This is a genomic window from Nitrincola schmidtii, from assembly GCF_008973715.1.
GTDB classification, from domain to species: domain Bacteria; phylum Pseudomonadota; class Gammaproteobacteria; order Pseudomonadales; family Balneatricaceae; genus Nitrincola; species Nitrincola schmidtii.
The window spans coordinates 120,254-136,972 of the sequence record NZ_WBOL01000005.1 but is presented as its reverse complement, the minus strand read 5'-3'; the positions used below and the strand labels follow the sequence as shown (position 1 = coordinate 136,972).

Sequence of the window (16,719 nt, the reverse complement as noted above, 5' to 3'; positions counted from 1 at the left end):
GCTACTTCATGACGCATCCCGTGCTTTTCGGATGCGATCATAGGCACTTTGAATCTCTTGGGTTTTTTCTTTAGCTAGCTGTAACATTTCCTCTGGCAAGCCCTTTGAGACTAGCTTGTCGGGATGATGCTGACTCATCAGTTTTCGCCATGCTTTTTTCACTTCCGCGTCACTCGCTGTTTCACTGACACCCAGAACACCATATGCCTCTGCAAGCAAACTGGTATGGGATTGACCTGTCGCATGATCCCAGTCACCTGCATGTTGCGCAAAAGCTTGAGCGGCACGAATTCGCTCAACGACAGCGCGCATTTCAACTGGCGTAAAGGCCAAGTGATGACACAACCTCTCTATCACTTCTAATTCAGCAGCTGACATCTCTCCATCTGCCATCGCTGCTTGTAACTGCAACTCCAAAAACATCAACTTCACAGGAAAACGATTTTTCAATACGATCGCCAGCGGTCTTAATACTTTTTCCAAATCACAGTCAGCACTTTTGCCTTCAGTGAAATAACGTATCGCTAAAGCACGAGCAGACTCATTTAAACGCATCTGAGACATAACCGCTCGAGCAAAATCGATCTCTGACTCGGTGACACGCCCGTCAGCCTTGGCAATTTTCCCCATAACAGTGAAGGTAGCTCTAAAAAAGAGCTGTTGTGGTGCAATCGCCTTAACTTTGCGCAGAGTCCGCTCAACAAAATAGCCCAGCGCGCCACCAAACATCAGGCCGAAAATCCCACCAAACATCAAACCGATTAAGCCGCCAATAACTAGGCCTGTTTTATGCGTTAAAAAACCTTGCCCTGCTTTCTGCCCCCAGTGCTCTGCACTCATGCAATGTCTCCTGCTTTAACCTTTTCATTAACGGCACTTAATCTCTCCGGTGTGCCAATATCCGACCAAAACCCCTTATGCCTAATGGCTTGTAGTTGATTCCTGGTAATCGCTTGTCGAAGTAAAGGCGCCAAACCAAATACACCTTCAGGATAATTTTCAGCACAACCCTCAAACAATCTTCCCGATAACAGACTGATGCCACTATAGGTTAAGGATCTGCCATGATCCGTTTGAAGATAGCCCGTTGACTCATCCAGTAAGAAATCTCCGTTAGGGTGCCAATCAGGATTATCAACCATCAATAATCGCCCTAAGTCATTACACTTCAACTCTGGCTGAAGAAGGTCCGAGAATGACACATCACAAAAGACATCGGCATTGACGACCAAAAAGCATTCACCTGGCGAATCAATCAACAGGGGTAAGGCACGAAAGATTCCACCTCCCGTTTCTAAAGGCTCACCTTCAGCTGAATAATGAATATGACAACCCAACGCTTCACCTTTGCCGAGATAATCTTCTATCTGCTCACCCAACCATGCGTGATTGATCACTAAATCTGTAATACCCGCATTGACCAACCTTTCAATATGCCATTGTATCAGTGGTTTATCAGCTACCGGGAGTAAAGGCTTAGGTGTTGTTAGGGTCAAAGGGCGCATTCGCGTTCCCAGACCTGCCGCTAAAATCATAGCTTTCATGCAACATTCCAATAATCTGCTGATAAATCCATTAACCTATCGGATAACTCAGGGCGTTTTAACAGCTCAGGCAAGACTCGACGCTTTAGCCATTGAGAAAACTCAAAAAATTGCGGATAGCGCTCAGCAGACTGCATCAGATTTCTAAAGGTAAGAGGTATGTCTTGTAAATATCCGGCTTTACCATCCCGCTGACATAAACGCACAAAAATGCCACAGACTTTCAATTGACGCTGCATCCCCATCCAGTCGAAAGCTTGTTCAAATTGAGTCAAGGTTAAATGTTCTTGCCAAGGTGAAGACAGATAAAACTCTTTAACCCATCCTTTTACTTGAGTTTCCGGCCAGTGAACATAACTATCACGCAACAATGACACCAAATCATAGGTCACTGCACCGATAACGGCATCTTGGAAGTCGATCACGCCGATTTGATCATTGGGTAACAGCATGAGGTTTCTAGAATGATAATCACGATGTACAACGCTTTGGGGCTGTTGTTGAGCCGACTCGATCAACAAAGCTTCAACCTTCGCTAAACAAGCCTCTTCATCGTCAGTAAGCTCTATTTGTAACCATGAACACAAAAACCACTCTCGAAACAGTGACATTTCACGTGTTAACAAGACTTGATCATAAAGCGGTAAATTTTGTGCAGGCAAGGTTTGAATACGATGTAATTCATCCATCGCTTTAGCGTAAAGCTGATCAACACTGTCTCTTGTTAGACTAGCGCGCAGATGTTGATCACCAAAATCCTCTAACAGTAAAAAGCCTTGCTTAAGATCTTTTGCCAAAATACGTGGCACACGAACGCCAAAAGTGATCCAGATCGTAGCAATTTGAACAAATGGCAAACAATCTTCATGCTCAGGAGGAGCATCCATTAAAACGTAACTTGTGTCGTTATGCTTGAACCTAAAATATCGCCGAAAGCTTGCATCCCCAGCAATCATGGTGATGTCAGCCACTTCGACAGGCTGATTAAGTAAAGACGAAAGCTCTATTGATACCCATTTTTTCAACGCCTGTTGACGCTCGCTCATTCGTTGTCCTCTAGCACTGAACCCAGTGAATGCTTTATTATGCAGGGCTTAATAGTACTAGACTCACAGGCAGCACGAAACACTGCCTGACTCGCTAGCGGATCGCGACCAGATGCCTTTTAAAAAAAACAGTGCTTATAAACTTTCTTTAGCCATCGCAACCGTCCTGTGTGCGCCTTTTGCGTTTGCACAACAGGATAATAATGCATGGGTGTGTGATGTACTTCCTAACGGTGAATGGGACTGTAAAATCGGTGACCTGATCATTGAAACGCCAGATATAGCGCCAATTGAAGTCACTCGCTCCATAGAGCCAGCCGAGCCTGTAATCGTCTCTGAACCCGCTCCGCCAGCCATCGCTGAACCTGTTTCAACACAGACGACAAGCTCTGAATCAATATCAACAGAAACACCACAGTTAACCGAAACGCCTGTATCAACGCCTTCAGCCTCTTCTCCTGTCGATACCAGAGCAGTGTCATCATCCAATGACTCTACTGCGCCAAGAACGACTCAAAGCAGCACTTTAGGCAGAGCTCAATCAGCCAGCGCATGGGATTGCACAACGGGTAGCGACGGCAATTGGTCGTGTGCGCCAGGAAACCAACAAGGCGTCAGTGTTGCGCAGGTAGGTCAATTTAACACCCCAACTGCGGGATCAACTGGGCTATTACTGAATAATCCCTTTGCTTATCTGGATTGGTATCCAAACTCTAGCAATGAACCAATGCTCTGCGCTGGTGGCTACATTGAGCCTGAAATTGCGTATTTAGAACCGAATGTTGAACTTGGTAACGAAGCCGTTTATGCCGAGGCATACTTATCTTCTGCTGACTTGCAAGGAGGACTTGCTCGTTTGACCGGTGGTGTCATTATTCAGCAATCGAATCGTCTGTTTACCAGCGGTTATGGTGAAGTCGACAATAACGCAGGTACAGCCTTCTTAGAAAATGCAGTGACCTTTCGCGAACCCGGTCTATTGTTGATTGGCACCAAAGCTGAAACAGATTTTAACACAGGCGTTTCAAGCTTTTATTCAGCCGAATTTGTGATGCACGCAGAACATCTTCGAGGTTCTGCAGAGAAGATTACCCGCTTTAACGATCAACGCGTGACCTTCAACTCTGGTTCTGTAACCTATTGCGAACCTGGCAATAATGCTTGGGCTATCGCCTCATCTGATATCACATTATATCCGGATAGAGGCTATGGCACTGCCAAACACATGACCTTTAGAGTCGCCGATGTTCCTGTATTCTATTTACCTTGGTTCCGCTTCCCTATTGATGACACTCGTCAATCGGGTTTCTTGTATCCCAGCCTTGGGGTATCTAAAAGCGATGGCCTTGATGTAAGCATCCCCTATTACTTCAATATTGCTCCCAACATTGATGACACTCTAACGGTTCGTCATATCGAAAAACGTGGACTTTTGCTTGAGAATGAATTGCGTTACATGAATGAATGGTCAAGAAATGAATTAAGTCTTGGTTATTTGTCAGGTGACAAGAAAAGTGATGGCGAGAACCGTTGGTTGACTGGTTTAACTCATCGAGGTACGCCAGCGGATCGCTGGACAAGTCAAATTGACTATACCAAGGTTGGTGATATAGATTATTTTTCAGACTTAGGCACTTCTCTAGAGGTACAAAGAGCTGATCATCTTGACCAACGTGGTCAACTTCGTTACCAAGGTAATGGATGGAACTTTTTAGCTGATCTCCATCAGTATCAAACTATTAACGACAACATCGCATCTCCTTATCAGAGATCGCCGCAACTGTTATTAACGGGGAATGAAAGACTTAATAACCGTGCTAACTTAGACTATCAAGCTGAATACGTTCGATTCACACGTGATAGAAAAGACTTTTTTATACGTGATAATCTGCTCATAAATAGAACTGAAGCGCAAAGAATTCATTTACGCCCCACAATTTCACACTTAAATAGTCGCCCATGGGGCTATTTAAATAGTGCAGCTACGTTGTGGAACAGTAGCTATGATTTTAGTTTTCCTGAGATTCCTCCTGAAAATGACGTTACTAATTTGATACCAAACTCAGTTACTGCAGGTATTGCCAGCGTAGACGCTGGTCTCTATTTTGATAGAGACTTCGAGTTTGCCAGTAACAGCTACTCTCAGTCACTAGAACCTAGATTAATGTTACTGCATGTTGCAAAAAATAATGAACAACCTACACCTCAGCAATTCCGTTACTTTGACTCTTCACAGTTAAGCTTCAGCTATAACAATTTATTTGATCGATATGGATGGAGTGGGAATGATCGAGTGTCAGCAACATCGCAAGCGACAATTGGTGCGTCTTCAGCTATATACAATGAAAGAGGCGCTGAACAAGCTCGCCTAGCTGTCGCACAAGCCTACTATTTTAGTGATCGTGAACTCAATGATCTTCGACCTGGTGATATTAGCGGAACGGAATCAAGTTCTAATATTGCACTTCTCGCCCAATGGAACATTACCCAGTATCTGAGACTTCGTCATGACTCTGAAATTGATCGTGATGACTTTAGTCTTGAAGAACAAAACTATCAGCTAACCTGGCGCCCTGACGATGAAAACCTTTTCTACTTTAGCTACCGCGATCGCATAAACTCTGCCAGTAATGCAGCCAGAACTCGTCAGTCAGACATTGCTTTTAGAAATCAAATAAACCCACAATGGGCAACTATTGGTCGATGGCAGCATGACATTGCAAATCGTCAACGACTAGATACTGTCCTAGGCTTAGAATATGGAACCTGTTGCTGGAAGATGCGTCTGACAGCACGAGAATGGCTGACAACATCTAACCTTCGTGGCTCAGAAGCAGAATATGATCGCGGCGTATTCCTGCAATTCGTCCTACGCGGTCTTGGCTCCTTTGGTGGAGACGGTGGGCGTAGCTTGATCGAAGAAATAACCGGATTTAGAGAGAGAGATCATGATAATTTCTAAAAAAGGACTGATGCGGTCATTGATGACCCTAGTTCTGACAAGTGCCCTAGCTACCCAAGTCTTAGCACAACAGCTTGATCGTATAGTTGCCGTAGTGAATGAAGACATCATCATGCAAAGCGAACTTGACCTTCGTATTGCCTTAGTGACCGATCAAATTCTTGCTCAAGGTGTACAAGTACCACCTGCTGATGTATTACGCCAGCAAGTTCTCGACCGCTTAATCATGGACAGCCTGCAGCTACAAATTGCAGAAATGCAAGGTCTTAGAGTATCCGATCGTCAGCTAAACGAAACTTTAGAGAATATCGCGGCACAGAATGGTATGACCTTATCTGAGTTTAGGGATGCGCTGATTGCTGAAGGTCAAGACTACGCTCAAGCACGCGAACAAATTCGCCGTGAACTTTTGGTCAGCCAAGTTCAACAAAGCAACGTTAATCGTCGCATTCAGATCACTGAACAAGAAGTTCGCAACTTTCTGAATTCAGACGCTGCACGCCAACAATCACGAGCGGAATTCCTTCTTAGCAATATACTAATCGGACTGCCTTCGCAAGCGTCACCACAAGATATCCAACAAGCGGAACGTAGGGCTCAGGAGATCTATCAACAACTGACAGACGGTGCGGTGTTTGCTGATTTAGCCGTTTTAGCATCAAGTGCTCCGAATGCACTGAACGGAGGTGATCTAGGCTGGCGTAATCAGAATGAACTGCCTGAAAATTTGGCTACTGCTATCTCAGCTCTTCAACCCGGTCAGTTTAGTCGTCCTATTCGTACTCCGGGTGGTTTCCATATTTTACAAGTGCGCGATCGTCGAGGTGGAGATGTCACCTTGGTAGAGCAAACCCTGGTCAGTCATATTCTGTTAACTCCAAACGAGATTCGATCACCACAACAAACCCGAAGCCTAGCGGTTGATCTGCGTAATCGCTTACGCGAAGGACAACCTTTCGAGAATCTGGCACGTCGATACAGTGATGATCCAGGCAGCGGTTCACAAGGCGGTAACTTAGATTGGGCTCAAGAAGGCCAAATGGTGCCAGAGTTTGAGCAAGTCATGGTTAACACGCCTGTGGGTGAGATCTCTGAACCGTTTGAATCTCGTTTTGGTTGGCATGTATTGTGGGTTAGAGATCGTCGCACACAGGACATGACCAATGAGATGATGGAAAACATGGCACGTAACGCGATCGGCCAGCGCAAATTTAGTGAAGAGCTAGATAATTGGTTACGTGAATTACGTTCTCAGTCTTATATCGAAATTCGTAATCCAGGTTAAGTGCGTGTCAATATTACGTTTTGCAGTGACACCCGGTGAGCCAGCAGGCATAGGGCCAGATCTTTGCGTTATGCTGGCTCAGCAAATTTGGCCCCATCAGTTAATCATCTTTGCAGACCCGAAACTAATGCAGTCTCGTGCTGCACTGCTGGGCTTACCGCTAAAGCTTAAGCTGTGGGAAGGCCCTGAAGATTCACATCTATGCTCACCCGGTGAATTATTAATTCATCCTCATCATCTGGGAGCACAGGTTACCGTCGGTCAAGCCGATACACGAAATGCACAGTACGTATTGGATACGCTGACGAGTGCGACTCAACTCTGCCAAGATGGCATTTTAGACGGTTTGATTACGGCCCCAGTTCATAAAGGTGTTATCAATGATGCAGGTATTGCTTTCACTGGGCATACCGAGTTTCTTGAACTGATGACAGGTGTTTCTAAAGTCGTGATGATGCTGGCAACGGATGGTTTACGGGTTGCACTCGCCACCACCCATTTACCCTTGCGTGATGTTGCAGATGCTATTTCAGCGCCGCTATTACATGAAGTGTTAGAAATACTGCTAACTGATTTACGGCAAAAATTTGGTATCAAACAACCTAGAGTATTGGTAGCAGGTCTTAACCCACATGCGGGTGAAAGTGGCCATTTAGGCATGGAAGAGATCAATATCATTACCCCCGTTCTCGATGAGTTTCGAGCACGAGGAGAACTCATTAACGGCCCTCTTCCTGCAGATACTTTATTTAATGAAAAGTTACTCAGTCAAGCCGATGCCGTTTTAGCCATGTATCACGATCAAGGCTTACCTGTGCTTAAATACAAAGGGTTCGGTAAGGCCGTAAATATCACCTTAGGGCTTCCTATTATTCGAACCTCTGTCGATCATGGTACTGCGTTTGATTTGGCAGGTACCGGAAAAGCGGATCCAGGAAGCTTAATGACTGCTATTCAAGTCGCTGTCGAAATGGCGAACGCACAACATAAACAATTGGAATCACATGAGTAAAAAACCCGTGGCCCACAAGGCCCGTAAACGCTTTGGTCAGAATTTTCTTCAAGACCAAAGTGTCATTCAACGCATCATACGCTCCATAAGTCCAAAAGCTGAAGATGCACTGGTAGAAATAGGTCCGGGACTGGGCGCTTTGACTGAAGAACTGCTAGCCAATGCAGGTCATCTCGATGCGATAGAACTGGACCGTGATCTAGTGCCTATTCTTCGCACTAAGTTTTTTCGTTATGGTGATCAGTTTCGCATCCATGAAGCGGATGCGATGAAGTTCGATTACACGACTTTGTGTACTGATCAAAAACGACTGCGTGTCGTCGGAAATTTGCCCTATAACATCTCGACTCAATTGATCTTCCATCTACTGAGTCATCATCAACATATCGCTGATATGCATTTTATGTTACAAAAAGAGGTCGTAGAGCGTCTTGCAGCAGGCCCTGGGGAGAAAAACTATGGTCGACTCAGTATCATGGCACAGTATTACTGCCGTGTTGATAACCTCTTCCTAGTTCCACCCGAAGCCTTTGACCCTATCCCGAAAGTCGATTCAGCGATAGTGCGTCTGACACCCTATGAAACGCTTCCTTACGAAGCATTAGAGGTGAATCAATTACAAAACGTAGTGCGCACGGCATTCAATCAACGTCGTAAAACACTGCGTAACAACTTAAAAGAGCTAATCAGTGCTGAATCGCTTGAGGCACTTGATATTAATCCTGGCGAAAGACCTGAACGATTAGACTTGCAGGCTTTCATACGTATCAGTGATCACCTGACTCAAGCAGAAAAGGAATAACGTGCATTTATGAATACACCCTCACTGGATAAAAACATTCAGATATCCATCGACACCGCCTACTTAACAGAGCAATCAGATCCTGAAGCTCACCGTTATGTATTTTCTTATCACATCACCATCACCAACCATAATGCCTTCCCAGTGCAACTTATTAGTAGACGCTGGTTGATCACCGATGGCAACGAACAAACCCAAGAAGTGAATGGTGAAGGCGTGGTAGGTGAACAACCTGTTATTCAACCAGGCCAAAGCTACAGCTACACCAGTGGCACAGTTCTACCAACCGAAGTGGGAAGTATGCAAGGTCACTACGCCATGGTGAGCGAGGCTCTTGGCGAGTTTATCGCCCCTATTCCAGCATTCACACTCGCTCTTCCCAACTCGCTTCACTAAACCTCTCTGTTTACCCCTTACGCAAATTCACCGAGTATTGTTATACTCGGTGCATAATTCTTTTTATTTACAGAGTAATGCCATGGATTTCGCATCACTGCTAGGTATCATTTCTGGCTTCGCCCTGATCATTATTGCTATCTTTTTGGGTGGCAATCCAGATGTGTTTGTGAATATTCCCGGATTAATGATTGTATTCGGTGGCACCATAGCAGCAACCTTGTTAACAGTTCAGTTCCGAGATGTTCTCAATGCATTCAGAGCGGCCTGGATTGTCTTTACTCAAGACAGAACCAATGCCCAAGAGATGATTGATACCATGCTGGAGCTAAGCCGAATCAGTCACCGCCACGGATTGTTAATGCTAGGCGATATCGAAACTAACTCACGCGTCCTTCAGCGCGCTGCTAACTTACTGGCAGAGGCTGCGTCTGAACAAGTGATTCGTAATACCATTCAAAATGAAATTGATTCTTTAATCGCTCGTCACTTTACAGTACAAGATGTATTTAAAAAAATGGCGATGTATGCTCCTGCCTTCGGCATGCTAGGAACACTGATCGGCCTAATCCAAATGCTGAGCGCGTTAAAAGATCCTGAAACCATAGGCCCTGCGATGGCAATAGCTCTTTTGACAACCTTTTACGGATCCCTCCTCGCCACCGTCGTCTTTTTACCAATTGCAGGAAAACTTCGCGCCAGAACCCTATCAGAAGTCACTAACCTAGAGATTGTCCGTGAAGGCTGTATTAGCATTTTAACCAACGACCATTATGCGCATGTGTATGAACAACTCTCATCCTACTTGCCCGAAGCATCTCGTAAACCTTTAAGAATGGGAGGAAAGCAGGCTAAAGCAGAAGGAGCAGATGCAAAGGGTAAAAAAGCATGAGTCGGAAAACTCAGCTGCTGGAAGAAAACGATGGACCCGGCTGGATCACTACCTTTGCAGATCTAATGACGCTGTTGTTGGTTTTCTTTGTGTTGCTGTTTTCGATGTCTAGTGTAGAAAATGAAGCCTTTGAAGAAGCTGCTCGCTCCCTAAATATAGCCTTATCTCGTGATAGCGCGCCATCAAGCTTAATTCCACTGCTGGAGCCTGCAGCAGAAACCACTCGTATTCCAGACCCTAATGAATCGGTCATCATTAACCGAGACGCTGAACTAGCCGATCAAATGCGCTTTCAACAAGCGTTAGTAGACTCAATAAACCTTGAGTTAGAAGAGATCATTCAAGATCTTGAAGGCTCGTTGGCTGAATCAGACATGGGCAGCTGGGTTGAGATTGGCACGCCGCTAGATGGTAGGTTAACGCTCAAAGTGAATGCTGCAGTAATGTTTGACCCAGGGTCTGTGGCAATTCGACGCTCTATGATGCCACTTTTAGATAGCATCCTCGAAGTAGTTCTAGAAAACCCGGGATTTAAGCTTGAAGTACAAGGCCATACTGATGACACACCCGTTGATACCGACCGTTTCCCGTCTAATTGGGAGTTATCAGCCCTCCGTGCAACGGCCGTATTACGCTTTTTAATTGAAGGCGGGCTAACCCCTCAACGAGTCGTTGCCAGTGGTTATGGTGACTCCATACCACTGTTACCTAACACCTCAGAAGAAAATCGCACCGCCAATCGGCGCATAGAGTTTGTTCTTGAACGAATGGAGCTACCACGATGAAGCCCCTAGTTAGTTTACCAGGCGTGAAAGAAAAAGGCCGAAGAGCCTTTCGCATGACGCCCGTTCAAGATGATCCTGTTAGCCTTAGAGTCAACGGACATCTAGTTGATCTTGAAGATCTTTCCGCAAATGGTGTTGCCTTTATAACGGAAGATGAACTCAGTTCTGGTAGTTATGATGCACAACTTAACTTTACCCTAAGCGAACGAGACTACTCTATTTTCTGCAAACTCCAGCTGATCCGAACGAAAACGGGCACCTATGCTGGAGAACTGCAACAGATGACTTCTCTAGATGAGCGTTTACTATCGCGCTTCATTCTTGAATGCCAAAAAAATGCAATCCTGCGTGCTCGAGAGGCACATGATGAGCACGACAAGTAAACTCTTTTGCAGATGCGTAACATTTCCTTGACAAGCCCTATACTCATCTATAATATACGCCACACGTTGATGCGGGGTGGAGCAGTCTGGTAGCTCGTCGGGCTCATAACCCGAAGGTCATAGGTTCAAATCCTGTCCCCGCTACCAAATTTTAGAAGGCAGATCAGTTAACTACTGATCTGCCTTTTTTCATTGGGTATTAAAATCCACTCGAGATTAAAACTTATAAAAAAAGCACTTAAACCCACCAGCTCCAATTAGTTGAAATCGTCGCCCTATGAAAAAAATCCAAGCAACATTTCTCTCTCGCCAGCTTTATCAAATTCATATTGAACTGGAAGAATCCTCTCCCTCTGTCTGGCGTAAGCTTTTAGTTCCTAGCAATTTATCATTAGACCAACTCCATTTAATTATTCAGGTCACCATGGGATGGCAAAACTGTCATTACCATGTGTTTCAGACACAGGAAAAGTGCTGTTTTAGTGATCCAGAAGCTTTAGAAGATGGCATGGATAGCTGGTTTGACGAAACCGATGTGCCACTCAGTGATGTTCTTCACGGCAAATCTAAATATCTTAGCTACGATTATGATTTAGGTGATGCATGGAGTCATCGCATTACGCTAGAAAAAATGTTGCCACTGATAGGACAGCAGAGCGCTGATATTCTGTGTTTAAACGGCGAAAATGCCTGCCCTCCAGAGGATGTTGGCGGTATAGAGGGTTATAAAAACCTAATTACGGTATTAGAAGATCGATCACACCCAGATTTTGAAGAGATGAGAGACTGGATTGGATTTGACCATTTTGATCCAAGCTATTTCAATTTAGCAGCGACCAACACTCGCTTGCAGATGATGCTGACTTATAGCCCTTTGCTCATTCATGATGAAATCTATGATAACTTTCATAGCAATCAAAGCGAAGTGGATGCACTCATCTCGACCATCTCTAAAAAAGACAACGTTCAACAGCAAGCGATCATCGATCAGTTTTTAATGGATATGCTTGAAGATGACCTATCCGCTTCCGGTGAACTACCCATATCACCCGATCAGCTGCATCAACTCCTATATCATCCATTTGATGCGCCAGAGGTTATTACCTTTGACCCAAGCGCTGCGACCCTTAAAAATTCTCCTATGTTGGCAATTTTTAGGGTATTGGCAGAAGCGGCTCAGCAAAAAGGAATAAAACTGACGTCAAGGGAAAATTTACCCTTAAAAGTCACTCGGCAAATGATATTTGCAATACCCTCTTGTTTATCTTATGGCCAATCTGACTGGAATAAAAATATCCGCTCCGAGGAAGATGTATACCCAGTCCACATTACCAGAATACTGGCGACCATCTCTGGACTCTGTCGAGTTCAGAAAGGAACCCTACTTCTTACCGCCAAAGGCCGTAAGATTTTAGAATCAGAACAATGGGAACTGGCTTTCCATGAACTGGTTAAAGCCTTATTCACAGAGTTTAATTGGGCGTACGTCGATAGCTTTCCTGAACTAGGGATGATTAGAGCAACTAGCTGGATGACGCTATTTCTATTACGTGACAATGATTTAGAAATACCTAGTGATATTGCTGCTGAGTCTCTACTGACCATATTTCCAGCACTTATTGACGATATTCCAGAAGAAGAACTGCTTTATACCTCAGCGGAAATGGTGTTGATTCACACCATGTCGCACCGTTGGTTAACGTTACTCGGACTGTGTGGATTGATTGACTACAGTAAAATACATAACCCTCAATCAAGCAAAAGTGAATATAGTATTCGCTTGAGTCAGCTGGGTAAGGGTTATCTGGGTTGGAAAATTTAAAAGGCATTCGAGAACCTTGTTAGTGGCCTTGAAATGTTTTGCATTTCTATCCAATCCAACCCTTAAGTGATAGTTTGCCTACATGATCGATAAACGTTTCCCAATGAGCCTGTTTGAATTAGCTGTAGAACAAACTTACGATTCCATTCTAATAACCACTGCGGAACTAGACTTACCGGGTCCTCAAATCATTTATGTCAATGATGCTTTTTGTCGGAAAACCGGTTACTCACGCGAAGAGTTAATCGGTAAAACCCCCAGAATTCTTCAAGGAGAGATGACCAATAGATCTCTCTTAGACGAGTTGCGTGAAACGCTAGCGTCAGGACAACGTTTCGAAGGATCGACCATTAACTATCGAAAAAATGGTCAACCCTATGTTGTTCGCTGGAGTATCAGTCCGCTGATGAATGAGAAAGGAGAAATCGTTAACTTTGTATCAGTTCAGCGAGATATCACTCATCAAGTTGAACTCGAAAACTTCAACCAACGGTTGCTCGAAAGCTTAGCTGAGGGTGTTTTTTGTATCGATAATCAGGGTATCTGACCTCTAGATGTCAGCAAATACCGGAAATACGCACGGCTAGTCTTTCTGCATCCACTTTTAGTGGCGACATGGTTCTAAGCGCAAAATTACCTAATGGCGGTATGCGTATATTGCTGGGAGACTTCACTGGCCACGGGCTTGCTGCTGCAATCGTTGCACTTCCGGTCAGTGACTTATTTTACACGCTTACAGAACTGGGCTGTGATCAAGTTAAGTTGCTGACAGAGTTAAATAAACGATTATGTAAACTTCTTCCTGATGATCGTTTTATGGCGACCACTATTGTTGACGTCAGTGAGGACAAGCGCAACCTCACGCTTTGGTCTGGCGGTATGCCTGCTTGCCATCTTCTTCAAAATAATGATTTAAGCCAACTAAAGCTATCTGGGTTACCGCTCGGTATTCTTGATAAATATGATTTTGAAGCCGAACAGCTTCACGTAAACTGTACACAAAATAGTCGTTTATTACTTATGAGTGATGGATTTTTAGATATTCGAAACGCTAATCGCGTGAGCTTTGTTGAATCAACGCACTTTCAAGAATTCATCAGTCAATGGAAGAGCAATGTATGTCCAGTTGATGAGTTGGTAAAAATCACTGTTGATAGGCATTGCTAAAACAGATACCTATCGACGAAGCAAGTGGGTTATCTCACTCAAAGATACCGGCCTAGAAAACAAATACCCCTGCCCCATCATGCAGCCATTGGCTTTTAAAAACTCCTCTTGCTGCTTATTTTCAATCCCTTCCGCAACGGTTTCAAATCCAAGCGCTGCTGACATAGCCAAGATGGTTTTACAGATGACAGCATCATCACTTTTCGATGGTAAACCCAGCACGAAAGACCTATCAATTTTTAACACATGGAAGGGAAGTTTTTTGAGATACATCAACGATGAGTAACCAGTGCCAAAGTCGTCGATCGACAAGCGCACGCCTTTTTCATGCAGACTACTCATAATGGATGCCAGCTTATCAGTATCCTGCATGGCCAAACGCTCGGTGAGCTCAAGTTCTAACAGATGGGGAGGAACATTTGACTTATCAAGTGCCTCTGTGACCATATTAACAAATCCCGCACGCCAGAACTGCCTAGCGGAAACATTGACAGCCATTCTCAGCTCAGTCCAACCTTGGCGATGCCAATCAGCCAAAGCACCTAGGGCTTCATCAAGCACCCATGATCCCAGCTCATTGATTAAATCGGATTGTTCTGCAATTGGAATAAAAATATCCGGTGGTATATTGCCAAGCTCAGGGTGAGACCAACGCAATAAGGCCTCAACAGCAACGATCTTTTGACTCTCAAGGTTATACTGCGGCTGATACACAAGGCTGAAGTGCCCTTGCTGCAGAGACTGACGCATTGCAGTATCGAAAGTCACTCGCGTTGAGGCATCCTCTAACATTTGTGACTCGAAATACATGAAGGTGTTTCGACCTGCTTCTTTGGCAGCATACATGGCAATATCGGCATGCTTTAACAAGGTATCATAATCATCACCATGATCCGGAAAACGTGCAATACCGATGGAAGCTGATATGTTTAACTCGGTGTGATTAATCGTATAAGGAGATACAACCAGTTCAATCAGGAGCTTGGCTTTTTGATCGAGAACCTCTTGATTAACATCACTAATCAGAATAACAAACTCATCACCACCGATGCGACTTAGGGTATCGGTTTCGCGAATATGATCGGACAATCTAGATGCTACTCTTTGCAGTAACTTATCACCCACTGCGTGGCCATAGACATCATTGACATCTTTGAAATGATCTAAATCGATAAATACTAAGGCAAAGGTTTTGTCGGCTCTCTGCATTTCAACAATTTTTTGACGGACTCGATCTCGTAGCAGATATCGATTTGCACAACCTGTTAGTTCGTCATAAAAGGCTAAGCGCTCTATGGTTTCTTCATTTTGTTTTTGCAGGGTAATATCTCTAAATACACCAATGAACTGCGGATCTGATCCAACCTCGGTATCAACACGACTGACCGAAATCCACTGTGGATAGACTTCACCATCTCGTCGTCGATTCCAAATCTCACCCATCCATTGACCTGTGTTGTTAATGGACGTCCAAAAGGTTTCCCAAAAAGCAGCACCGTGGCGACCCGATGACAAAATATGCGGATTTTGGCCAATCACCTCATGCTGTTTGTAACCGGTAATTTTTTCAAATGCCTGATTAACATAGGTAATACGAGCATGTTTGTCAGCAATTAAAATGCCTTCACTACCTCGACTAAAAACCTGCATAGCCAAATTTAAGCGTGATTCTATCTGCTTTAGGTTAGTGATATCAGTAGTAATACCAGCCACAGCATACAAACGACCGTTACTATCAGGTAACGGGAATTTATGACTTAGAAACTTATAGTTCCAACCATGCTCATCGATAAACTCTTCTTCTATGACTAAGCTTTTACCGCTATTAAGCACTTCTTCGTCATTTTTCGAGTGCCGTATCGAATCCGCTGTATCAACAAAATCATTCCGTGATCGGCCTATCAGTCGATCCACATCGGTTCCGAGTAATTGAGCTGTCTTCTTATTGGCTAACAGACACTTTGCGTGCTCATCAAAAACATAGATTAATGACTCACTATTATCTAAGAGTGTTTGCACTAAACGATGGTATTGGTCCAGTTCATCTTCCGCACGTAAATCACGCAACATCAGCAAGAAGTGATTATCTAATCCATAACTGGCGGGAAGTCGTGCAATCGAGCAGTCCACCGATACGTAATCAGTAACTTGCTTTAAACGAAGTTTATGATTAACGGTCGTAACAGATTGCTTACAAAGCTGATTGATTTGATCTGCTAGCCATGAAGATGAATTGGCGTCAAATAGTCTAAACAGGGAATGCTTCAGTAATCTTTTAGGACCGGTAAAGTTCAGCAGTTCAGCTGCATAGAGGTTGGCTTCAAGTATGATAGCTGATCGATCAACGACCAAAGCACCAATTGGCATAGTGTCAAACAGTGTTAGATAACGTTGCTGTTCTCGATTGGCTAAATACTCCGAGTCGCGCAACTGCTGGTTTTGTATTTCCAACTCAGCTTGATATACCCGCAGTTCTTCCAGCACGCGTGGCGCATTCGCTGCATCCATAAGGTCGACAGCATCATTTTTATATAACGACGCATCATGACCATCATAGTCAGCAAGTGCTTTCTCAGCCCTTTTCTTTAGATCTTCTAACTCTTTTGACATAGACTACTCATTT

Annotated in this window: 15 protein-coding genes and 1 tRNA gene; 12 read left to right on the top strand and 4 right to left on the bottom strand. The window is 44.3% G+C overall.

Annotated elements, in window-relative coordinates:
* Window positions 1-6: 6 nt before the first annotated feature.
* From djlA to F7R24_RS06195, 3 genes are read right to left on the bottom strand one after another with little or no spacing between them, the layout of a single operon-like run.
* Entirely contained in the window at window positions 7-840 is an 834-nt protein-coding gene (djlA, locus tag F7R24_RS06205) for a co-chaperone DjlA (protein ID WP_151670379.1), read from the bottom strand.
* Window positions 837-1,544 carry an N-acetylmuramate alpha-1-phosphate uridylyltransferase MurU gene (gene murU, locus F7R24_RS06200; protein WP_151670378.1) on the bottom strand — a complete coding sequence of 236 codons (708 nt, stop codon included), beginning with the start codon at window positions 1,542-1,544 and terminating at the stop codon, window positions 837-839. Before murU ends, djlA begins: the two co-directional genes overlap by 4 nt.
* On the bottom strand, window positions 1,541-2,590 hold the full coding sequence (locus tag F7R24_RS06195) for an aminoglycoside phosphotransferase family protein (protein ID WP_151670377.1): 1,050 nt from the start codon (window positions 2,588-2,590) through the stop codon (window positions 1,541-1,543). Before F7R24_RS06195 ends, murU begins: the two co-directional genes overlap by 4 nt.
* A gap of 112 nt (window positions 2,591-2,702) precedes the next feature.
* On the opposite strand from F7R24_RS06195, the gene F7R24_RS06190 reads away from it, so the two are divergent.
* From F7R24_RS06190 to F7R24_RS06135, 12 genes are all read left to right on the top strand, one after another.
* Entirely contained in the window at window positions 2,703-5,552 is a 2,850-nt protein-coding gene (locus F7R24_RS06190) for an LPS-assembly protein LptD (protein ID WP_151670376.1), read from the top strand.
* A complete protein-coding gene (locus F7R24_RS06185) occupies window positions 5,539-6,837 on the top strand; it encodes a peptidylprolyl isomerase (protein ID WP_151670375.1) in 1,299 nt (432 codons plus the stop codon). Before F7R24_RS06190 ends, F7R24_RS06185 begins: the two co-directional genes overlap by 14 nt.
* 4 nt (window positions 6,838-6,841) lie before the next feature.
* Window positions 6,842-7,849 carry a 4-hydroxythreonine-4-phosphate dehydrogenase PdxA gene (pdxA, locus tag F7R24_RS06180; protein ID WP_151670374.1) on the top strand — a complete coding sequence of 336 codons (1,008 nt, stop codon included), beginning with the start codon at window positions 6,842-6,844 and terminating at the stop codon, window positions 7,847-7,849.
* A complete protein-coding gene (rsmA, locus tag F7R24_RS06175; protein ID WP_151670373.1) occupies window positions 7,842-8,651 on the top strand; it encodes a 16S rRNA (adenine(1518)-N(6)/adenine(1519)-N(6))-dimethyltransferase RsmA in 810 nt (269 codons plus the stop codon). The genes pdxA and rsmA overlap by 8 nt, the downstream gene beginning before the upstream one ends.
* A gap of 9 nt (window positions 8,652-8,660) precedes the next feature.
* Window positions 8,661-9,047, top strand: coding sequence for a Co2+/Mg2+ efflux protein ApaG (apaG, locus tag F7R24_RS06170; protein ID WP_151670372.1), 387 nt, complete (start codon window positions 8,661-8,663; stop codon window positions 9,045-9,047).
* An 82-nt stretch (window positions 9,048-9,129) separates the two neighbouring features.
* Complete coding sequence (locus tag F7R24_RS06165; protein WP_151670371.1) at window positions 9,130-9,939, top strand: motility protein A; 810 nt, start codon at window positions 9,130-9,132, stop codon at window positions 9,937-9,939.
* Complete coding sequence (locus F7R24_RS06160) at window positions 9,936-10,724, top strand: OmpA/MotB family protein (protein ID WP_151670370.1); 789 nt, start codon at window positions 9,936-9,938, stop codon at window positions 10,722-10,724. Before F7R24_RS06165 ends, F7R24_RS06160 begins: the two co-directional genes overlap by 4 nt.
* Complete coding sequence (locus F7R24_RS06155) at window positions 10,721-11,107, top strand: PilZ domain-containing protein (RefSeq protein WP_151670369.1); 387 nt, start codon at window positions 10,721-10,723, stop codon at window positions 11,105-11,107. The genes F7R24_RS06160 and F7R24_RS06155 overlap by 4 nt, the downstream gene beginning before the upstream one ends.
* A gap of 70 nt (window positions 11,108-11,177) precedes the next feature.
* Window positions 11,178-11,254: transfer RNA gene (locus F7R24_RS06150), tRNA-Met, on the top strand.
* Between the two features lie 130 nt (window positions 11,255-11,384).
* Window positions 11,385-12,929 carry a plasmid pRiA4b ORF-3 family protein gene (locus F7R24_RS06145; protein WP_151670368.1) on the top strand — a complete coding sequence of 515 codons (1,545 nt, stop codon included), beginning with the start codon at window positions 11,385-11,387 and terminating at the stop codon, window positions 12,927-12,929.
* 82 nt (window positions 12,930-13,011) lie between these two features.
* Window positions 13,012-13,476 carry a PAS domain-containing protein gene (locus F7R24_RS06140; protein ID WP_151670367.1) on the top strand — a complete coding sequence of 155 codons (465 nt, stop codon included), beginning with the start codon at window positions 13,012-13,014 and terminating at the stop codon, window positions 13,474-13,476.
* A gap of 68 nt (window positions 13,477-13,544) precedes the next feature.
* Complete coding sequence (locus F7R24_RS06135) at window positions 13,545-14,096, top strand: PP2C family protein-serine/threonine phosphatase (RefSeq protein ID WP_151670366.1); 552 nt, start codon at window positions 13,545-13,547, stop codon at window positions 14,094-14,096.
* A 9-nt stretch (window positions 14,097-14,105) separates the two neighbouring features.
* Here the strand turns inward: F7R24_RS06135 and F7R24_RS06130 are convergent, their stop codons facing one another.
* Window positions 14,106-16,706 carry an EAL domain-containing protein gene (locus F7R24_RS06130; RefSeq protein WP_151670365.1) on the bottom strand — a complete coding sequence of 867 codons (2,601 nt, stop codon included), beginning with the start codon at window positions 16,704-16,706 and terminating at the stop codon, window positions 14,106-14,108.
* Between the last annotated feature and the right edge of the window lie 13 nt (window positions 16,707-16,719).